This window comes from Nostoc sp. LEGE 12447 (genome assembly GCF_015206985.1).
Taxonomy (GTDB): domain Bacteria; phylum Cyanobacteriota; class Cyanobacteriia; order Cyanobacteriales; family Nostocaceae; genus Nostoc.
Map to the genome: position 1 here is coordinate 162123 of NZ_JADEXT010000009.1, position 22036 is coordinate 184158.

General features: G+C 41.7%; 16 protein-coding genes and 1 tRNA gene. 7 read left to right on the plus strand and 10 right to left on the minus strand.

The features are described from left to right. The first annotated feature begins 84 nt into the window (after positions 1 to 84). Complete coding sequence (pcrA, locus tag IQ274_RS13030; RefSeq protein ID WP_194142503.1) at positions 85 to 2406, plus strand: DNA helicase PcrA; 2322 nt, start codon at positions 85 to 87, stop codon at positions 2404 to 2406. A gap of 51 nt (positions 2407 to 2457) precedes the next feature. Here the strand turns inward: pcrA and IQ274_RS13035 are convergent, their stop codons facing one another. The 5 genes from IQ274_RS13035 to IQ274_RS13055 form a co-directional block, all read right to left on the minus strand. Then, the gene (locus IQ274_RS13035; RefSeq protein ID WP_194142504.1) at positions 2458 to 2751 is read right to left on the minus strand and encodes an antibiotic biosynthesis monooxygenase family protein; all 294 of its coding nucleotides are present in this window, start codon (positions 2749 to 2751) and stop codon (positions 2458 to 2460) included. 278 nt (positions 2752 to 3029) lie between these two features. Further along, on the minus strand, positions 3030 to 3665 hold the full coding sequence (locus IQ274_RS13040) for a retron system putative HNH endonuclease (protein ID WP_194142505.1): 636 nt from the start codon (positions 3663 to 3665) through the stop codon (positions 3030 to 3032). Next, positions 3662 to 4921, minus strand: a complete 1260-nt coding sequence (locus IQ274_RS13045; protein WP_194142506.1) for an AAA family ATPase — start codon at positions 4919 to 4921, stop codon at positions 3662 to 3664. Before IQ274_RS13045 ends, IQ274_RS13040 begins: the two co-directional genes overlap by 4 nt. 53 nt (positions 4922 to 4974) lie before the next feature. Beyond that, positions 4975 to 5508, minus strand: a complete 534-nt coding sequence (locus IQ274_RS13050; protein ID WP_194142507.1) for a GAF domain-containing protein — start codon at positions 5506 to 5508, stop codon at positions 4975 to 4977. A 4-nt stretch (positions 5509 to 5512) separates the two neighbouring features. After that, complete coding sequence (locus tag IQ274_RS13055; protein WP_194142508.1) at positions 5513 to 6430, minus strand: metallophosphoesterase family protein; 918 nt, start codon at positions 6428 to 6430, stop codon at positions 5513 to 5515. 135 nt (positions 6431 to 6565) lie between these two features. On the opposite strand from IQ274_RS13055, the gene IQ274_RS13060 reads away from it, so the two are divergent. After that, entirely contained in the window at positions 6566 to 7435 is an 870-nt protein-coding gene (locus IQ274_RS13060) for a hypothetical protein (protein ID WP_194142509.1), read from the plus strand. 140 nt (positions 7436 to 7575) lie between these two features. Further along, entirely contained in the window at positions 7576 to 8409 is an 834-nt protein-coding gene (locus IQ274_RS13065) for an ATP-grasp domain-containing protein (RefSeq protein WP_194142510.1), read from the plus strand. Positions 8410 to 8504: 95 nt separating this feature from the next. Here the strand turns inward: IQ274_RS13065 and IQ274_RS13070 are convergent, their stop codons facing one another. Further along, on the minus strand, positions 8505 to 10493 hold the full coding sequence (locus tag IQ274_RS13070) for a GAF domain-containing sensor histidine kinase (protein ID WP_194142511.1): 1989 nt from the start codon (positions 10491 to 10493) through the stop codon (positions 8505 to 8507). 94 nt (positions 10494 to 10587) lie between these two features. Here IQ274_RS13070 and cobN point away from each other — a divergent pair, with 94 nt between their 5' ends. Continuing rightward, entirely contained in the window at positions 10588 to 14907 is a 4320-nt protein-coding gene (gene cobN / locus IQ274_RS13075; protein ID WP_194142512.1) for a cobaltochelatase subunit CobN, read from the plus strand. Positions 14908 to 14916: 9 nt separating this feature from the next. Continuing rightward, entirely contained in the window at positions 14917 to 16056 is a 1140-nt protein-coding gene (locus IQ274_RS13080) for a peptidoglycan-binding protein (RefSeq protein WP_194142513.1), read from the plus strand. Positions 16057 to 16187: 131 nt separating this feature from the next. On the opposite strand, the gene IQ274_RS13085 is transcribed toward IQ274_RS13080, so the two are convergent. The 4 genes from IQ274_RS13085 to lipA all read right to left on the minus strand — a co-directional run bounded on the left by IQ274_RS13085 (position 16188) and on the right by lipA (position 20945). Then, positions 16188 to 16643 (minus strand): Fur family transcriptional regulator, encoded by a 456-nt coding sequence (locus IQ274_RS13085; protein ID WP_114080112.1) that lies wholly within the window; start codon positions 16641 to 16643, stop codon positions 16188 to 16190. A 432-nt stretch (positions 16644 to 17075) separates the two neighbouring features. Further along, positions 17076 to 18326 carry an RNA polymerase sigma factor SigC gene (sigC, locus tag IQ274_RS13090; protein ID WP_163926761.1) on the minus strand — a complete coding sequence of 417 codons (1251 nt, stop codon included), beginning with the start codon at positions 18324 to 18326 and terminating at the stop codon, positions 17076 to 17078. A 749-nt stretch (positions 18327 to 19075) separates the two neighbouring features. After that, positions 19076 to 20005 (minus strand): NAD(P)H-dependent glycerol-3-phosphate dehydrogenase, encoded by a 930-nt coding sequence (locus IQ274_RS13095; RefSeq protein ID WP_194142514.1) that lies wholly within the window; start codon positions 20003 to 20005, stop codon positions 19076 to 19078. Positions 20006 to 20072: 67 nt separating this feature from the next. Next, a complete protein-coding gene (gene lipA, locus IQ274_RS13100) occupies positions 20073 to 20945 on the minus strand; it encodes a lipoyl synthase (protein WP_163926763.1) in 873 nt (290 codons plus the stop codon). A gap of 150 nt (positions 20946 to 21095) precedes the next feature. Here lipA and IQ274_RS13105 point away from each other — a divergent pair. Together IQ274_RS13105 and IQ274_RS13110 are read left to right on the plus strand one after the other, a co-directional pair. After that, positions 21096 to 21169: transfer RNA gene (locus IQ274_RS13105), tRNA-Pro, on the plus strand. A gap of 239 nt (positions 21170 to 21408) precedes the next feature. Further along, positions 21409 to 21606 carry a hypothetical protein gene (locus tag IQ274_RS13110; RefSeq protein ID WP_012407746.1) on the plus strand — a complete coding sequence of 66 codons (198 nt, stop codon included), beginning with the start codon at positions 21409 to 21411 and terminating at the stop codon, positions 21604 to 21606. Positions 21607 to 22036 lie beyond the last annotated feature (430 nt).

Genomic DNA, 22036 nt, shown 5'->3' on the forward strand with positions numbered 1-22036 from the left:
TGACCAAGTTTCGTTAGGATATTGTAACCTGGGCAATAGCGACTCTCTATTGATGTGACACCAGGCGATCGCTTTTTCACATCCATGACAACAACCATCGACTTTCTCAGTCACCTTAACCCTAGTCAACGTCAAGCTGTCGAACACTACTGCGGCCCGTTGCTAGTTGTTGCCGGCGCAGGTTCCGGTAAAACACGAGCGCTGACTTATCGCATTGCAAATCTGATTCTGAAACACAAAGTTGATCCAGAACATATCTTGGCGGTTACTTTTACCAATAAAGCCGCGCGGGAGATGAAAGAACGGATTCAACGGCTGTTTGCTGAACAACTGGCAATGAAACAACACGGACAGCGATTGGATTTGTTGACAGAATACCAACAAACGCAATTGCGATCGCAAGTTTACAAAAACACGATCAAAGATTTGTGGTGTGGCACCTTCCACAGTCTATTTTCTCGCATTCTCCGTTTTGATATTGAAAAATACGTAGACGAAAAAGGACGCAAGTGGAATCGTAATTTTTCTATTTTTGATGAATCAGATGTGATGACTCTGATTAAAGAACTCGTTAATAAAGAGCTAAATTTAGACGATAAGAAGTTTGATGCCCGCTCTGTTCGTTACGCTATTAGCAATGCTAAAAACCAAGGTTTATCACCCCAAGAATTTGAGCAAGACCAACCAAATTATCGCGGACGGGTAATTGCCCAAGTTTACAATTTATATCAAGATAAGTTAGCACAAAATAACGCTCTCGACTTTGACGATCTTATTCTTGTACCTACTAGATTATTTCAACAAAACGAGCAGGTATTAAGTTACTGGCATCGAAAATTTCGCCATATTCTCGTAGATGAATATCAGGATACTAACCGCACTCAGTATCAACTGATTAATTTATTAGTTACTAATGGCGAAACCAAAAAGAGCGAATGGCAATGGGAAAATCGCTCAGTTTTTGTTGTTGGTGATGCAGACCAATCAATTTACAGCTTTCGGATGGCAGATTTCACCATCTTGCTAGGATTTCAGGAAGACTTTGGCGATGGTTTGGTAGATGATGACACCCGAACGATGGTTAAGCTAGAAGAAAACTATCGTTCTTGTGAAAACATTCTGCAAGCGGCTAATGAACTGATTGAAAATAACACCCAACGGATTGATAAAGTCCTGAAGGCGACGCGGGGATCGGGTGAACAGATTACTTGTCACAAAGCCGATGAAGAACTTGCAGAAGCGGCATTTGTAATTAATCAAATTAGTACTTTAGAACAGCAAAATCCAGAGTTAAACTGGGGTAGTTTTGCTATACTTTATCGGACGAATGCTCAATCTCGTCCATTTGAAGAATTGTTGGTGAAATATCAAATTCCTTACACAGTTGTGGGGGGAATGAGGTTTTACGATCGCAAAGAAATTAAAGATGTCGTCGCTTATTTAAGGGCGATAAATAATCCAGCTGATACAGTCAGTTTATTGCGAGTGATTAATACTCCCCGGCGGGGAATTGGCAAAACCACTATTGATGCTTTGATGAACGCATCTCAGCAACTAGGGACAACTTTGTGGGAAATCCTCAGCGATGAAACATCAGTTAATACATTAGCTGGACGGGCGACAAAAGCTGTAAATAACTTTGCCGCAATGATTAGCCGTTGGCAAGGACAAGTCGCCACGCTTCCCGTGACTGAGGTTTTGCAAGGAATACTAGAAGACTCTGGTTACGTTCAAGACTTGATGAATCAAGGCACAGATGAAGCCACAGATCGGGTACAAAACGTTCAAGAACTTTATAACGCTGCATTGCAATTTCAAGAAGAAAACGAAGAAATTTCCCTGCGAGATTTTTTAAGTAGTGCCGCCCTCAGTTCCGATTTGGATAACTTAAAAGAAGGACAGACAGCCGTTTCTTTGATGACTTTGCACGCTTCCAAAGGTTTGGAATTTCCCGTGGTGTTTTTGGTGGGATTAGAACAGGGGCTATTTCCCGGCTACCGCTCCCTAAGCGATCCTGCTTCTTTGGAAGAAGAACGCCGCTTGTGTTATGTGGGGATTACTCGCGCTCAAGAAAGGTTATATTTATCACACGCGCGAGAACGGCGTTTGTATGGTTCGCGGGAACCTGCGATGCGATCGCAGTTCCTCGACGAATTACCAGAAGAATTATTATCTACCCAACGCGTGAGTCGTCAAAGTTATACCAAAAGTGCCTCTACTCCGAATGGAAAACAAGACGCAACCCAGAATTGGCAAGTAGGCGATAGAGTATTACACAAAACCTTTGGTCTTGGTGAAATCACCCATGTCTTCGGAACAGGTAATAAAATGTCTGTAGCAATTAAATTTGCCAGTTTAGGACAAAAAATTGTTGACCCAAGAGTAGCACAGTTACAAAAAATTTGAAAACAAAGCCACAGATCCCCAACTTTTTTGAAAAGTTAGGGATCGTGTTTTTCATATTTCAATTTCTTCAAAGTGTTCAACAGTAGGAAATGGCTCATAAAAATGATGCAGAAGTTTTTTCCACTCTTGATACTCAGCAGAACTTCTAAATCCTACAGTATGAGATTCTAAAGTTTCCCATCTGACAAGTAATAAGTATTTACCTTGAACTTCTATACATTTATGCAATTCATGGGATAAATATCCCTCCATTGAAGAAATAATTTTAGAAGCTTTTTGGAAATCAGTTTCAAAATCGGATTCCAAACCAGGTTTAATATGAAGCATCACAGCTTCAATAATCATAAAATTTTACAGTGAGTATTAAGCTAATGTTATTTAGTATAGTGTGATGTGTACAAAGGGCTACGCCATTACAGCACTTCCGGCAGCTATGAGGTACATCCTCAAAGCTGAAAGCTATGATAGAAAAGGGCAAGAAGAAAAACTGTACTGTATTGCATAATAGCTGAAAGTGCTTTAACCCAAGTTTTTCTAGTCTTCTTCTAGAGGACTTGCACCATTAGACAGGGAATTCTATTCCCTGGCGGTCTGTATTGCATAATAGCTGGAAGTGCGTAAGACTAATTTTTTAGTAAATAGATAATCGCAGCACAAAACTCTTCGTAATATCCTTTAGAATCAGTTTCACTGAAGCCTAGAATTAAGTCTTGTCTCTCTTCCTCTGTAATCGTATTAATAATTTCCAATATTGGCTCAATAGATTTTGCACGTAAATTTTTCAGCTTGTCAATATTGAGTGCGAGTTTATCAATTGTTGTTTCAGCAGCTAATTGCTTTTCTGAATGATTTGTCGCCAAAATCTGGCCATCATCAGTGTACCTAAAGAACTCAGCACAGTTGACATCTAGAGGTGAAATCATCAGATTGTCATCGTACCATTTATCTTTTATTTTCCCACAATGGAGAGGTTCTTTGCGTACTGTATCTTTTTGGCATGATGCCAGTATATTTGTGTATTCTAGCGCTAATTGAGGATAAGTTGTTCTTGGCTTTAAATGTTCAAAATGGCTATCATCAGTATTAATCCGTCTTCCACAGTAACAGCAAATAAAACCTTGCTCTTGCAACAAGGAATTATGTACATCGGTTTTTTGTGGTTTGCTGAAGTCGTCCCAAGTTGGTTGCCAATCCTCATTTGCTAAATTTTTCCAATTAGTAAAACTTTCTGGCTCCTCACTTTTTTTGATATATTTCACCGCTTCAAAATCTCTTTGCGTCGAATAGATACACTTGCTTTTACTAATTCTGGTTCATCTTGTCCAATAATATCAGCAATTTCTTGAGATAATTGCCTAGCGCCATCAAGATTCCCTTCATCAATTAGTCTAAACAACTCATGTAAACGATCTTTTATTTCTTGTGGACGTGCTGGAACACCCATGAGGTCTTCTAAGATACGATTACTATCTCTCCCAAAGGAACTTTCTGGTCTTTTAGCAACAACACCTTCGTCTGTTTTTTCTAGAATATAAATTCCTTCCGGTTTGACTTGGCTAATTACTTGAGGCGAATGGGTGGTGACAATAAATTGGCAATTGGGGAATGTTCTTGTCAAAGCTGGAATAATTTCTCGTTGCCATTTGGGGTGTAAGTGTAACTCAATTTCATCAATTAAAACAACACCCTCACCTTCGAGTGGTTCTGTTAAACCTGGATTAGCGATCGCTAATCGTCTTGCTAAATCTCCCACCATAGCCAGCAAGCATTTCTCGCCATCCGATAGCTGATTAACTATGAGTTCTTTGCCTTGTTTTTGCACAGTCATTCTCATTAGCGGGGAACGACGCACGCGCAAATTAGAAAAACTCGGTATTAATGAAGATATGGCTTGCCTGACTGATTCTAATTGCCTATCCCGATAACTAGAATTACCTTCCAGGCGTAACTCATTCTCTAAATCTTCTTGCTTTTTAAACCATTCAAAGAAGATTCTAAACTCACTTCCTACTCCTGTAAGTGCATTTTCATATACATCTATTTGTTCGAATGAATGCTTTGTGCGAATCTTCAAAGGGATATCCAACACTGCACGATTGGTGGAATAATAAACTAATACAGGAATATTTAATTGATTAGATATATATAAATCTTTTTTGATATTTTCAGCAACCTTTGTTATGGCTGACAGGTTAGTGTTAGTATCTTTGCTTAATCCTTTATGTACCTTGGTTAAAGACCATATTGCTTCTTCAGAATTCAATGAAACAGTGATTTCGTTGTGTGTTTCCTTTTGCCCATTAGTGATGTCTTCCTCCCTGAAGACTCTTCCCGAAGATGTTGAGTGTTGAATCGAGCTAGTAAAACGCGATAGAAGAATAGCAAGGCAATCAATAATACTCGATTTACCTACGCCGTTGATACCAATAAATACCGTTGGCTCTGCTTCATCGAACTCAAGCGTCAAATCGCCGATTCCACGGAAAGATTGCATTTTCAGGCGCTTGACTTTCATAGGTTTAATAACGCTGAATGTAATGTATTCGATTAGTAATGCCTAGTCTACAACTAATCAAAAACAGACTTGACATAATCAACCGCAATAGGTGTAATTTTCTCGACAAGATTATTAATCACCTCTCGTTCATATTCAGTCCAAATTCTGGGATGACCAAAAATGCATGGTTGCAAAATTCCCCAGAGTTGCCCATCCTGGCGGATATGGGCATGAATAAGAGCGCGATGTCCAAAATACTTCTGTTCAAATTCCCGATTTAACACTTGAGGTTCAGCAGTTTCTACATCTTCGACAAAGATTGAAGGTTTGGCACGTAGCGCAGCCGCAAACATCGGATCTTCATCTACTAAAGTTGGGGGTTGGGCTGCCCAGTTTTCATTGTAAACAGTTGGTACGTCTGGAGTGCGAACCCAACAAAAGGCAACTCTACCAAGGTTATTTTGTGGATTATGCAGGTATAGAAAACATCTATCAGACTGTAGAAAATCGCCTATAGCTGGTAATAGTGTAGAAAATAGAGCCTCTGGTGTTTGAGATGATTCTATAATATTGTTGAGTGCAGAAGGAAGTTCTTGCTGAGTCATATAACTAAGCTGATTTTAATTGAATAATACCTTTATCAAATACGCGATTATTAGTAGCGATCGCACTTATTTCTATTCTATCTTTATACACCTCATAAGAGGCAAAACTTAAATCACTGGTAGAATACCCTGTCCACTCAGAACGCCCTACAGGACGATTACCAGCACCTGCACCACAAATTAAATAAGTTGTCCCATCAATAGGACGTGTGCGTTCATAATTGTGTTCGTGACCATTGATATAAAGTTGAACGCCATATTTTTTAAATAGGGGAGTAAAAGTTTTAATAAAATCTGGATTACTCCCATACTGACCAGATGAATAAATTGGATGATGACCAAACACTACTTTCCAAGGAGCATTACTAAGACTTAATTCTTTTTCTAACCAAGTTAGCTGGTTTTTCCAATCAGCATTACTGTTAGTATCCAAAGCGAAAAATTGTACTTGATTACGTTTAAATGTATAGTAACGTCCCTTCATATTAAAACCGACATACTTGACTTGTAAATCGCCATTGGCAGTACGAATATCGTGATTGCCTAAGCAAGCCTGAAATTTCACACCTTGTTTTAGCAAAGGTTGATAAGGACGCTCAAAAACTTCACCAATTTTTTCAATTTCACCGTTATTGTAAATATTGTCTCCAGCTAAAACGACTAAATCATAAGGATTTTGTTTGTGATAGGTATTCATTGCCCCAGCCACAGCATACTGTCCTCTAGCCCCAGTCCCCGTATCAGCCACAGATACAAAACGTAATAACAAGTCTTTTTTGACTGGGTTGGCAGCTATAGCTGTAGTTGAATCGGTAAGATCAGCACTGTGATGATTTTGATTAGTTAACATCCACGCTAAAAATCCTGTACTAAGGGCGCTGAAGCTACTTAAAAATAAAAATTGACGGCGTTTCAGTTTCATAATTCACCAAATTTGATAAATAGTCAGTTTAGCGGAAACAATGAGCAATGAAGTGATACATTAAGGCAAAAGAAGGCAGCACCAGTAATAATGTACGTTGTTTGTCTTTGATTCGCTGCTTTTGGTGAAAGTTCCATGTCACAAGACAATCAGTCAAAACCGACGGATGAGCAGGTAAATCAACCTCCCCAAAAACCTTACCAGAGAGTTCAGCCATTTTGGAAGGCTAAAATTATCCAAGTTCTCCGAGGGACGATTGGGGTTTTAGAAACAACGGTGGACAAACTGGAGACAGCACCCCCACCAGGTACTAAGGAAACACCCGGCTTTTTCCAGCAGCTTCAGTTGCAATGGGGTGGACTGTTAAGGACAATCCGCTTGTTTTTGCCATCAAATTTATCAACAAAGTTATCAGATACAGCTTTGACGGGAATTGTGGCTGGAATTGCTGTAATTCTCATTTGGACAACTACAACTGTCTTTACTGGTAAACCTACTGAAATAGCAACGGTTCCTCCAGTTGAAGAGGTTCCTGCACCGACACCAACGATAACTACTCCACCGGAGTCAGTTGTACCAGAACCGCAGCCGCCACAGCCACCAGAGGAAATTACGCCACCGCCTGAACCTGAACCTGAACCTGAACCTGAACCAATTCCCACCCCAACGCCAACACCGACACCAGCTATAGAATTAACACCAGAACAAGCTTTGATTGTGGCTATTGAAAATCAGGTAGCCGAAATTAGCGATCGCATTGCCTCTGGTCTGATAAAGTCAATTCAAGCCAATTTCCGCACGAGTAATTTGACTGTCAAAATTAGTGACGATTGGTACACTCTCAAAGAATCTCAGCAGGACAAACTAGCTGCGGAGATATTACAACGTTCTCAAGAACTTGATTTTACCCATTTAGAAATTATCGACTCCCAAGATCATCTGATAGCGCGTAACCCAGTTGTCGGTACTGAAATGGTGATTTTTAAACGGCAAACAACAAGCTAAAATAATTCGTAATTCGTAATTCGTAATTCGTATAACACATTATAAAAGCGTTGAATTGATGGATATCAATTCAAGCAAAGTATGTGTTTATGCGATGATTAATATCAATACTTAATTTTGACATTTAACTTCAAGTATTTATGTTAGACAACCTTTCGCTATTGCTCAAAGCTTGTGAAAATTTAAATATCAGCTATGAAATTATTCATCCAGCTGAAAACTTAGTAAAAATAAAACTGAATAATAAACAACATTTTTTTTGTAATTATAGTACTCCGATAATAAATCAAGCCGTAGCACAAATTATTAAAGACAAAGAATATACTTACCATATTTTAAAAAACAAAGTTAAACTCCCTCGGACAGTAGGTTTTCTTTCCCCTTTTTGTGACCTGCAATACAAGATTTACTTAAAATTTCCAAGTTTTGAAGATATTATATTAGAAATAAAAAAAACCTTTGAAACACCTGTAATTGTTAAACGTAATTCTGGTTCAAGTGGACATAACGTTTTTTTATGTCAGAATACAGATGAAGTTGAAACTGCTTTAGAAGAGATTTTTAATATCAATAATAAAAAGTATGATTACGTTGCGATCGCTCAAGAGTTCATTGACATAAAATCTGAGTATAGAGCCGTTTTTCTAAATAAAGAGTTAGTTCTGCTCTATGAAAAAGATATAACTAATGCAAAATTTGTAGGCAACCTCAGCCCTCTTCACTGGGATGGTGCGAAAGCAAAGTATATCAATGATCCACAAATATTGTCAAAGATTGCTAATTTTGCTAAACCAATTTTTGAAGAATTAGATATTGATTATGGTGGTTTAGATATCGTCTTAGATCGGGATAACCAATATTGGTTAATTGAAATCAATTCTCACCCAAATTATACTATTTTCACTAGAGACAATGGAGAGGAGCCTGTGTTGAGAATTTTTGAAAAAATGCTCCTTAGCCTAGCCTCAGATTGAAGAAATAAATGATCACAAAGACGCGATAAATTGCCATCTCTACGAAATACTGATTATTGTAAAGACGGCGATTTATCGCGTCTCTTGCTTAACTCCTAACTCAGCACTCTCATTGCCTGAGTTGGTATCCATACAGTAAAAATTGAGCCAATACTGATGGTTGATTCTACTTCAATTCGACCCCGATGAAGTTTTACAAGTTGTTTAGTTAAAGCTAATCCAAGTCCAGTGCCTTCGTAGCGGCGGCGATAGGGTGTATCGAGTTGCTGAAATTTTTCAAATAGTAATGGTAACTGTTCTTCGCGTATGCCAATCCCAGTATCTTCCACTTGAAAAATAGCGGTATCATCCTCCACCCAAAGGCGCAAGGTAACGTTACCACTTTCTGGAGTGAATTTAATCGCATTAGTTAACAGATTCGAGAGAATTTGTGCTACTCGTTCGGCATCGGCGGTAAAGCGATCGCGCCTGGGATCGATTTGCAAATCAAGGTTGAGATTAATTTGTTCGCTTGTTGCTTTTTTTCGCAGTGACTCCACAGCATTTTCGGCAACATTCACCAAAGAAAATTCCGAAATATTTAAAGCTGTCTTACCAGCCTCGATTTGCGATAAATCGAGGATGTCATTAATCATTTCTAATAAATGTTCTCCACTATCGTGGATTGTTTGCAGATAATCCCGTTGTCGTTGACTCAATTCACCCAAAGGCCAGCGTAACAACGTAGACGACATCCCAATCACATAAGTTAAAGGCGTGAGTAATTCGTGACTGATAGTAGCGAGAAATTCACTTCTGAGGCGGTTAGCAGCTTCGGCGGCGAGGAGAGCATCACGTAGTCCGATTGTGCGTTCAATAACTCGTTGTTCGAGAGTTTGTTTTTCTTGGGTGAGGGTTTGCATTAACTCAGCTTGGTAAACGGCGATCGCTAATTGTTCGGCGATCGCAATCAGCAAGTTTTTTTCACTATCAATCCACTGGCGTGGTTCATTGCACTGATGAGCAATCAGCAGCCCCCACAGCTTGTCCTCAAGTATAATCGGTGCTGCCAACTTAGCCCGCACTTGGCTTTCCCTTAAAAAATTCAATAAACACTCTTCTAGAGCATAAGTTTTTTCGACATCATCCACAGCTAACGTAAAGCCTTGGCGATACTTCTCCCAACATTGAGAGGTTCGCATAAAGCAATTTTTTTCTGTGTAATTCAACACGCAGGTAATCGCATCTGTAGCACGAGCTTCATAGACAATATAACCTCCATGCTGTTGGTAATCTTCTAATAGGGATTGATTATTTACTGAGATAGAAGTTGAGCGTTTCCCGTTATCCTCATCTGTAGAAGACTGGTATTTTTGAGTCTTGACTTTGGAACCTTCAAATTTATAGATTACTAATCGGTCTAATTCTAGAAACTCACGCACCTGTGTAATTGCCGTTGCCATAATGACGGGCAAATCCAAGCTTTTGCGGATTTGCGTTGTTACCTGATTCAACAACCGTTCTTGGGAAATCTGTTTTTTTAAGGCATCTTCCACTGGCTGACATATATAAACTGCCGGCGCAGTTGGGCTTGGAGGTGCTATTATTTCTTGGTTTGGCTGAGTTAGAAGATATTCTAATAGCAACAGCGAAAACTTACTCTGGAGGGTAGCATCATTGGGCCCAATAATTTGGCGATAGCGTTCGAGATTTTGGTGAGTATAGGAATCGCACTCAAACAAGTCTCTCAATTCGTGGAGAAAGGAAGCGATCGCCTCTAAATTAAATGTCACCCTAGCATTGAGCGCCGAATCAATTCCCTGCTCCTCTGCTCCCCTGCTCCCCTGCTCCCCTGCTCCCCTGCTCCCCTGCCCCCCTTCCTCAAAATTTCCTAACAAAACCACACTAAACTGCTTAGAAACCACCAATGTAAACCTTCGCCTTTGCCACTCCACAGGTATGCAAATCCGCGCCAAAACAGCTTCTGTCAGTACCAGAGTGGCACTTTCCACTGTTTGAGCCATTTGTTCCAACAATTCCCCAAGCTGATTAAATACAACAATAGGCAAGGTTCGAGAAAAGCTCAAATCAGGAGAACTAAGCATTTTTAATCATTACTGGTAAGAGGGGACTAAATGCAGGGAAAAAGTTTGTTTTGATTGTGTAATAACCAATAGTTTAAGACGGTAATACAGCATTATGCATCGTATAAGTAGCACATCGGGTGGATGGAATCAGTCAGAGGGTTTAATTTTTCTAGAACAAACTCCAGCGCCTTTCGTGTTTATTACGGCTGCTGATACCGACATTCAAACTTTGGCAGTTGCGGTTACGAAATTACCTCCACAATTTCCTGCCTTAAGAGTCGCCAATCTATTGCAATTGCAGCAACAGTTAAGCATAGATACTTATGGAGAGCAAGTTTTGGAGCTTGCTCAGGTAATTATTTTGCGCCTGTTAGGAGGACGTTCTTACTGGGGTTATGGCTTAGAAGTAGTGCAAGAAATTGTGCAACGTAATGGTAGAACCCTCATTGTAATGCCAGGGGACGACGCTTTTGATCCCGACTTAATTTCTCAGTCTACCGTGCCTTTAAGTGTTGCTAACCAGGTATGGCAGTATTTTAGCGAAGGCGGCGTAGAAAATTTTGTTAATGCTCTGCAATTTATCTCCGATAGTTGCTTGTCAACTGTATACAATCCCCTGCCACCTCGGCCGATTCCCCGTGTGGGATTGTATGAATGGGGAATGGGAGCAGGGAGAGCAGGGGAGGCTGGGGAAGAAGGGGACAAGGGGACAAGGGGACAAGGGGAATTAGAGAGTAATTCATCCACCTCGGAACTGGATGAATCCACCTCAGAACTCCGTTCATCCACCTTTGAACCGGATGAATCCACCTCGGAACTCCGTTCATCCACCTTTGAACCGGATGAATCCACCTCGGAACTCCGTTCATCCACCTTTGAACCGGATGAATCCACCTCAGAACTCCGTTCATCCACCTTTGAACTGGATGAATCCACCTCAGAACTCCGTTCATCCACCTTTGAACCGGATGAATCCACCTCAGATACTCGTTCATCCACCTTTGAACTGGATGAATCCACCTCAGAACTCCGTTCATCCACCTTTGAACCTGAAATCTCGCAATCCCCAATCCCCAAAGTCGGCATCCTCTTCTACCGCGCTCATTATTTAGCGGGGAATACTAAAGTAATTGATGCTTTATGCCAAGCCTTGGTACAGAAAAATTTACAACCAGTGCCAGTGTTTGTTTCCTCATTGCGTGAACCCGATGTTCAAGCGGAGTTGAGTGAATTTTTCCAACCTAAAGAAGCTGAATCAATCGCTGTACTGCTAAATACCACTAGTTTTTCTTTAGCACGCTTAGAAAGCGAAACACCCCAAACTGAACTGTGGGAAAAATTAGATGTGCCTGTGTTGCAAGTAATCCTCAGTGGCGGATCAATTGAACAGTGGGAGTCACAGTTTCAAGGGCTTTCTCCCCGCGATATTGGGATGAATGTGGCGCTACCAGAAGTAGATGGGCGGATTATTACTCGTGCTGTGTCTTTTAAAGCCGTGCAAACTCGTAATCCCCATTTAGAGACAGATGTGGTAATTTATGAACCAGTCAGCGATCGCATTGAGTTCGTTGCTAAACTAGCAGCAAATTGGGCGCGTCTGCGTTCCAAACCCCCCCAAGAGCGGCGAATTGCCCTAATTTTGGCAAACTACCCCAACCGCAATGGACGGCTTGCTAATGGTGTGGGACTCGATACCCCAGCTAGTTGTGTAGAAATCCTGCAAGCTTTACATCAGGCTGGGTATGAAGTAGAAAATCCACCTGCTCAAGGAGATGAGTTGATTCAACGGCTGACAGATGGCGTAACAAATGACCCAGAAGGTCGAGAATCCCTTCCGGTACACCAAAGTGTCTCTTGGGAAGAATATCAAGAATATTTCGCTTCATTACCGCCAGCAGTTCAGCAAGGTATTAGTGAACGGTGGGGAATGGGGAATGGGGAATGGGGAATGGGGAATGGGGAAGAGTTTAGTAGTACCGCAATTTCCAATGCCCAATTCCCAATTCCCAATGCCCAATCCCCAATCCCCGTTCCCGGAATTCAACTCGGCAACGTTTTTGTGGGAATTCAGCCAGCAAGGGGTTATGATAATGACCCCAGTTTGAATTATCATGCACCGGATTTAGAACCAACCCATGATTATTTAGCTTTCTACTATTGGGTTAGAGAAACTTTTGGTGCTGATGCTGTAGTTCATGTAGGGAAACACGGAAATCTAGAATGGCTACCCGGTAAAAGCGTGGCTTTATCTAATAATTGTTATCCAGAAGTGGCTTTCGGCGCACTTCCCCACCTGTACCCGTTTATTGTCAACGATCCTGGTGAAGGTTCCCAAGCGAAACGTCGCGCTCAAGCGGTGATTATAGATCACTTAACGCCGCCGATGACTCGTGCGGAACTCTACGGTTCTTTGCAACAGTTAGAAAATTTAATTGATGAGTATTATGAAGCCGACAGTTTAGATCCTTCACGTTTACCAGTAATTCGCGATCGCATCCACGAATTGGTGATCAAAGAAAACCTCCATCTAGATTTGGGAATCCAAAATGAAACAGAAATTTTTAAGTCTGAATCCTTAATCTTGAATTCCATCGGTGGTTATCTTTGTGAATTGAAAGAAGCCCAAATCCGTGATGGGTTGCACATTTTTGGGCAATGTCCCCAAGGACGGCAACTGCGAGACTTGATAGTAGCGATCGCTCGCATCCCCAATCGCCATTCTTCAGGTATTACCCGCGCCATAGCTCAAGATTGGGGTTTAGACTTCGATCCCCTCACAGCCGATTTGTCAATGTCTAGTGGTGAATATTCAGTAGTCAATGGCACAGAATGCCGCACCATCGGCGATATAGTTGAAGTCCTAGAAGAACACGCCGCCCTTTTAGTAGAACAACTAATAAATCAAAATTCTTCTTGTAGAGACGCGATTCATCGCGTCTTTGCTGGAGGGGGAGACGCGATGAATCGCGTGTCTACCTGGATACGCGATCGCCTGCTACCAGCTTTACAACAAACCGATCAGGAAATCACCCATTTATTACATGGACTCGATGGCGGTTACGTCCCTAGCGCCCCATCTGGCGCACCCACGCGCGGCCGCCCAGAAGTTCTACCAACAGGGAGAAACTTTTATTCTGTAGATATTCGCGCCATTCCCACAGAGACAGCTTGGGATATTGGTAGAAAAGCTGCTGAAACCCTCGTGGAATATTACACTCAAGAGCATGGCGAATATCCCAAAACACTAGGTTTGTCATTGTGGGGAACAGCCACCATGAGGACTGGAGGTGATGATATTGCCGAAGCGTTAGCTTTATTGGGAGTCCAACCTGTATGGGATGGTGCAGCGCGGCGAGTAGTAGATTTTGAAATTTTGCCTCTAGCAATTTTGGGACGGCCCCGTGTAGATGTCACCTTGCGAATTTCAGGATTCTTCCGCGATGCTTTTCCCAACTTAATTGACTTATTCGATCAAGCGGTATCAGCAGTAGCAGATTTGGATGAACCGCCAGAACAAAATCCCCTAGCGGATGCAGTTCGCCAAGAGACTGAATTGTGGACAAGCCAAGGATTAACTTTAGAAGAAGCCGTGGTGCGATCGCGCTATCGCATCTTTGGTTCTCGCCCAGGCGCTTACGGTGCAGGACTCCAAGGTTTAATCGAATCACAAAACTGGACAGACGATGAAGATTTAGCCCGCGCCTACATTAACTGGAGTTCTTACGCTTATTCTTCGGGGGCAGGGGAGCAGGGGGCAGGGGGAGCAGGGGGAGCAGGGGAAGCAGGGGGAGCAGGGGAGGATAAAATTTCCAATCCCCAATCCTCAGTCCCCAATCCCCAGTCCCCAATCCCCAATACCGAAGCCTTCAAGCAACGCTTATCCCAAATGCAAGTTGTCCTGCACAATCAAGATAACCGCGAACACGACCTACTTGATTCTGATGATTATTACCAATTTCAGGGTGGCTTAACCGCAGCCGTGCGTTCTCTACAGGGAAAAAACCCCCAAACATATTTTGGTGATAATTCCATACCCGCTCAACCACGAGTCCGCCAACTCAAAGAAGAAATTTCACGGGTGTATCGTTCTCGTGTAGTTAATCCTAAATGGATTGCCGGAGTTATGCGCCACGGTTACAAAGGTGCTTTTGAAATGGCGGCGACAGTAGATTTTTTATTCGCCTACGACGCTACAGCTAAATGTGTAGAAGATTATATGTATCAAGGCATAGTAGAGGCTTACTTGCTCGATCCAGTTGTGTCAGAATTTATTCAGGAAAAGAACCCTTACGCTCTGCGTGATATTGCTGAAAAATTATTAGAAGCACACAAGCGCAATTTATGGGAGGATGTAAATATAGGAACATTAGAAGCTTTGAGGAACCTAGTACATCAAGCTGAAGCAGTTATCGAAGAAAAATCAATGGTGTAGGAAACAAATATGGAAAATCTTGCGTATTTGCACCTAGCTTTCGCCTACGAAGACAGCACACCCAGTGAATTGGTATCCCTCAGTTCTTTGTTTAACAAAGCAGCTGCACCAGACTGGAAACGGCTTTCTGGTAGGGCTTGGAAGTATATGTTGCCCCTTGCTCTGTCCTTGTCTATTCTTGGCGCTGTCAGCAGCGTTATAGCACTCGAAAAAGGCGATCAAGGCCCCTCTGTTAGAAATCTCCAACAAAAGTTGAGAACAGCAGGTTTTTACCAATCCTCTGTTACCCAAGTATATGACGCATCCACACAAGAGGCTGTGCGCCGCTTCCAAAAAGCCGCCGGTTTACCAGTGGACGGCATTGTTGGAGCAAGCACACTGCAAAAGTTAGAAAACTGGCAAGCTAAAAAGCCCAGTACTACGACAACACAAGCAAAAAAAGCCACTGTTGTCAGTACACAAGCTAAAAAGCCCAGCACTACTAGTTCGGTTCGTTCAGCCACCAACCAACGCCGTAATCCTAACTACCTTGCTAAGGGTGATGAAGGTGAAGCTGTCAGAGCCTTGCAAGAACGCTTAAGAATCGCAGGCTTTTATTATGGGAACGCCACAGGAATATTTGGCCCAATTACCGAAGAATCTGTAAAGCGGTTCCAAGATTCTTATAAATTAAGCGTTGATGGAATTGCTGGCCCCGCAACATTGCGTAAATTGCCAGGAATTGGCATTGGCGATGGAGAAGAGGCTCCCAAAAAGGTAGTCAATCGAGATAAACTCCGTGTAGGCGATCGCGGCGAGTCAGTTAGAGTTATCCAAGAACAATTGATCCAGGCAGGATATTTAGAGGGAGAGCCAAATGGCTACTATGGCCCCTACACTGCCGATGCTGTACGAAGATTCCAGGCAGCTAATTTCTTAGCAGCAAGTGGCGTTGCTGGCCCAACTACACGAGCTAAGTTATATAGCTCAGTTAATACTGCTAAAAAAAGCGAATTTAATACCCTGGAAATCCAAACGCGACTACGGGAGCGGGGTTTTTATAAAGGCAAGCTGAACGGTGTAATGGCAGATGACACCAAAAAAGCGATTAAACAAGCCCAAGAATTCTACGGCATCAGCCTCAAGGATCTTAAGAGCGGACGCTTTTAACATCCGCTTTGGTGTTGTTAGTATCAGTTCCCAACTCGTTGCTAGCCTCTAGTAACAGCAAATTACGAACTGCTCAAAATTCCACTTATTTGGTTAATTTGAGTAGGTTCGTCTGATTATTTACCCAAGTGCTAAAGCGGCATCAGCGCCCGTTGGCACTTGGGACACACAGCATGGATTGTCATTTGACAATCAAGCAGGTGGAAACCTTCTTTTTGAGCAGTTTTCGATCCAATTTTTAAAATTGAATCATTTTTAAACTCAATAGTTGAGTTGCATCTAACACAAATCAAGTGATGGTGATGATGAGGATAAGGCTGGTTGATCTCATAATGCTTATGTCCTTCACCCAGTTCTAATTCCCGTAAAATTCCCATCCTGGCCATCAACTTCAAAGTCCGATAAATAGTTGACAGACTGATCCCTTCACCATCAGTTTCTAACCGATGATAAAGATCCTCCGCACTTAGATGTTCACCTTGCGGAAGTTCTTGAAAAATGTGTAAAATTGTTTCGCGCTGGGGAGTTAATCGCCAGCCTCGCCCGTTCAGTTCTGCCTTGAGTGAAGTAGTTGTGTAGACAGTCATACTAATATTTCTCAACAAAGCTTGTTAGTTGAGAATATAACAAATCTTGGGAGCAATTTGCAACAATCATTGCCTATTGAGAATTTATGCTAAATATTTAAGAACAATTCATAAAATCTTGATCAAAATTCAAATAATAAGCTGTATTGCATTTAATTTGCATACAGTTAATAGTTAGGATACTTGTAACGATTGCATCCCTTGACTTTAAATTTTAGATGAGTGAATTTTGAATTGTTTAATCGATCCCCACCTTCAAGATATCTGAGCAAAGCTCTGGGGGAACTCTTATCTAATTAAATGCAAATTACTTGCTATAAGCGTCTAAAAGGCTTTCAATCTGTGATAAGATCAGTCCTTTGTCCCTAGTCATTTGTCAAGTGTAGTTTTCTAATGACAAATGACTAATGACAAATGACTCTCGATCATTGACTAACTTAGAGATTCCAAATAATCGCGGATCAGGTTGCGACGCTTAGGTTGGCGTAGCTTTTGCAAAGCCTTGGATTCTATTTGTCGAACTCGTTCGCGGGATAAGTCGAGAGCGCGGCCAATTTCTGCTAAAGAATAAGGATGACCATCTGCCAAACCAAACCGCATCAAAATTACATCGCGTTCCCGGCTAGTTAAATCTGACAGAAGATGATGCAAGTCTCTTTGTAAAGATTCTCGCATTAACATTTCTTCTGGGGTTACACTGTCGGTTTCTAGTAATTCGCCTAACTCAGTGTCTTTATCTTTTCCTACTTTGGTTTCTAAAGAAACGGAGCGAGGAACCCGCAACAAAACTTCTCGTACTTGAGTCGGTGTCATCTCTAACTCAGTTGCTAAATCTTCTAGAGTTGGGGTGCGACCTTTTTCTTGAGCAATTTTGCGTTGAGCCTTTTTGATTTTGTTTAACTTTTCGGTAATATGAACCGGAAGGCGGATAGTGCGACTAGAAGTTGCGATCGCTCGTGTAATTCCCTGACGAATCCACCAGTAAGCATAAGTACTGAAGCGATAACCCTTAGTTGGGTCAAATTTTTCTACAGCCCGCTCCAAACCTAGTGTGCCTTCTTGGACTAAATCCAACAATTCCAAACCACGATTTTGATACTTTTTAGCAACAGACACAACTAAGCGAAGATTCGCCTTAATCATGTGTTCTTTTGCTTGGAGTCCTTGGGACTGAACTTGCTCCAACTCTTCTACAGTCAACTTGGCAATTTCTGCCCAGCGACGTTTGCCATTTGCCAAAGTTGGCCTAAGATCGGATAAAACTATATCAGCAGTAGCAGCCCATCTTTCCAAAGATGGGCGATGTCCTAGTTCCGAGGTTAGACGTTCTTGAACTTCAATTAACCTCAAATAGGGCGTAATCACTTCATCCCCTTCCTTGGCGGCCTTAGCAAGTACTATCCGCATCCGCAAGTAACGCTGGACTTTTTGAGCTTCTGAAACCTCTTCATCGCGCCCCAACAAGCGAACCCGACCAATTTCTTGAAGATATAGACGTACTAGGTCTGTACTCCGACGGTTACTGCTAGCAGCAAAGTTAGCATTGTCAACAGAAGCGATCTCTAGCTCCTGTAGGTCATCTACCGATAACTCACTGTCATCAACCGTGAGATCCGAGTCCAAAGCCTGGCGGGACTTTTTGGTGTTGTAGGGGGCGTCTGCATAAAAAGATGTTGCTGGCATAAGATCGTCTCAATGGCTCCAGGTAACAATAGATTTCGGTCAGCTTAGATTACGGTCAGCTATTCAACTGTTGCTATTGTTCCCGCGATTAACGATGAACTAACATAGTTGAAGGTTCCATTACAATTTTTTTAGAAATTAACTGTAATGGTTTTATTGGATACAGTATTACTGGATTTAATCGGCTGCTAAATTTTTGATTTAACCAATAGCTATTTAAATCGGCAGCTAGGCTTTCAATATTTCAACTACTTAGTTAACATTTCAACCTTGGGGGGTTGTGATAGTAACTTTTGTAACACAGTATAAACATCCTTCAGTGAATGTCATCTTTATAATTGGCATAGTCACATTTACATGGCTACAAAAGTAATATCCTGACGATTTAGCAATTTTTTCTCAGGATTATTTAGGTATAAGTAGAACTAATAGAGATCAGGGAAGTGATTAGTATTAACGGCAAAAATTCTATCGATACGGAGATAGAAAACGTAGGAAAGTTATTAAATACTCTCTCCGTGTCTTGCTAACCCGTCAATTTCAACTTGAATATGATTTACGCAAAACTATACTCATGCTGTAGGGGCAATTCATACCTGCTACAGCATGGGTATGCTCTCAATACTTTTCGGTTAAGAGGGAAAGGGGAAAGGGAAAGGGTTTAAATTTACCTTTACCCCAAACCCAGTAAGCTTTCCCCAGACCAAAAGAGAGATTATTGGGTTTATCCGAAAAGTATTGGGGATGCTCTAGTAGTTGTACTCTGGCTTGATATCTCGCAGCATCAGTTCATCAAGCGCTTGTCGGGGTGTGATTTCTCCCTGAAGTAACCGATAAACTTGCTCAGTAATTGGAACTGGAATGTTTTGTTGCTTGGCTCTTTGCATCAAAACTTGGCAAGTGTTCACTCCTTCGGCTGTTCCTTGTAAATTTGCAAGAGTTTCTTTAAGTGTCTTACCACCAGCTAGCTGGTAGCCGACTTGGTAATTGCGGCTTAAGGGACTATTGCAGGTTGCTAACAAGTCTCCTAGACCCGATAATCCATAAAATGTTTCCGTCTTTGCACCCCAGTTGTTACCGATGCGAACCATTTCTGTGAGTCCACGGGTGACTAAAGCAGCTTTGGCATTGGTTCCTAGATGTAAACCATCGCACACACCAGCTGCGATCGCAATCACATTTTTTAGCGTTCCCCCCAGTTCCACCCCCAAGGGGTCGGGATTGGTATATACCCGGAAACGATGAGAAGAAAATACTAACTGCACTACTTCCGCAGCTGTGGGAATATTACTGGCTACCACTGTTGCTGCTGGTAACTCTAGTTGAATTTCTTTAGATAAATTAGGCCCAGACAAAACAACCACTGCATGGTTAGGGAATACTGTTTGCCAAATTTGCGACGGCGTGCAAGTGGTTTGGGGATCTAAGCCTTTGGTCGCCGTCACAAAAATCGTCTCTGGAGAAAGGGGGAAAGACTTGACTTGGGAAGCAACATCTCTCACACCAATCATTGAGATAGCGGATAGGATTATTTGGGCATTTTCTAACACTGTTTGGAGAGTTTGGGAACCTTGACGCGACCACACGCGCACCTGATGACCATTCGCTGCGCCGAGATTTGCCAGAGATGCACCCCAAGCACCCGCACCAAGAATTGCTACAGATTTTGAATTAGTCATTAATCACCATTCTCCCCATTACCCAATCACCCTATTCTCTTAGCAATCTAAAATCTAAAATCTAAAATTAGCGCCGAGGATAACGTTCCATTAATTCCCTGACCTGTTCTGCATGATATGAGCTTCTTGTCAATGGAGAAGAAACAATTTGTAAAAATCCGATTTCTTCGCCGAATGTCTTCCAAGCAGCAAATTGTTCTGGGTTGATAAATTCATTTACTTGTAAATGTTTTTGACTGGGTTGGAGATATTGCCCAATTGTCAAAATGTCGCAATCTACGGTTCGTAAGTCTTGCATGACTTGGCGAATTTCGGCATCAGTTTCACCGAGTCCAACCATAATCCCAGATTTTGTGTATGTGCTAGGAGAAAGTTGGCGAGTTCGCTGTAATAATTCTAATGTGCGATCGTAGTTTCCTTGGGGACGCACCCGGCGATACAGTCGTGGAACAGTTTCGGTATTGTGGTTTAATACCTCTGGCGCTGCTTGTAGAATCAACTCTAAAGCATTCCAATTACCGCACAAGTCAGGAATTAGCACCTCAATTGTGGTGTTAGGTGAAACAGAGTGAACCGCATCAATACACGCCACAAACTGAGATGCACCACCATCAAACAAATCATCTCGATTTACAGAAGTGATTACTACATGATTAAGGTTCAGGCGGCGAACAGCTTCTGCTAGTCGTGCAGGTTCCGTGGGGTCTAGTGGTTTCGGTTTTTTCTCAAAATCAATATCGCAGTAGGGACAAGCGCGTGTACAAGCCGGGCCCATAATCAAAAACGTAGCAGTACCGGCATTGAAGCATTCGCCAATATTCGGACAGGATGCTTCCTCACAAACTGTATTGAGGGATAAATCCCGCAAAATGTCTTTAACGTTACCGATGCGCTCACGCTGAGGTGCTTTTACCCGCAACCAGTCTGGTTTTACAGTCACAATCCGCTTTTACCACTAGAGTTATACAAATTTAATCGTAGCAAGCAAAGCCTTGGGTGAAGCGATCATATATTCATATATATATATAGATGTAATTCTGTCATTTAGCACGGGTTGTGATATTCTTAATTTACAATGCCATTTTTATGGCGGGATGTGGCGCAGCTTGGTAGCGCACTTCGTTCGGGACGAAGGGGCCGCTGGTTCGAATCCAGTCATCCCGATTTTGTTGTTGTAGAGCGACAAATTATTTGTCAACTGCTTTCCTATGGACTTAATGTAGCTGAATCTCTTTGAGTACACAAGGCACGCGATCGCTACTAAACTCATAGAGTTTTAAACAATCGGCAACCCAAAGATTAACAGAACTTGTTACCTACCACTGCGTGAAATAAGTCTCAAGATAGTGTATGCCTCACCACAGAAGGACTTAAGCTTGGCGTATAAGTTTTGGGAAATAGTGATGAATAAGGAAACAGTTCCTAGTCAAGCTGAAAAATCGAATCCAGAAGGTGAACCGTCGCAACTAAGTCCAGAGCTACTGGACAAAATCAAACACCCTGCGAGAATTGACGATGTTATTCGGGAGCAATCGCCAGAAGAACGCAAGAGTAACCCAGCTTTAGTACCAGAAATGATTGATGATTCAAGCGAGCAATGATCGGGTTGGCGATGGAGTAATCTAAAAGCTCAGGTTTCTAAATTTTTAGATAAGCCAATAATCTTGTTAGTAATTGTTGCTGTCTAAGACTAAACAGTTTTTCTTGATATAGTTCCGGCGTGTTGATGTGTAGTAGCACCGCCGGAATCTCATGTTTCACTTGATGAATTAGTGGATAAAATTATCTGGGTTTTTTTAAGTGCGTTCACGTAGTTTGTCGTAGACATTCGCATCCTATTACTGAATAAAAATAGATGCCTCATTTTACCTTTCTAGCCGGGTGCATTAATCAACTATAAGTTTTTTTCTAAATAAAAATAAGCTAACTTTTTTCAATTATTTAAACCACCATGATTAAGCTATAATCCATAATTTGTCTAAATAGATTCAGCCTAATTCAGTATACATAAAATTAGTATTAATTGAGTAA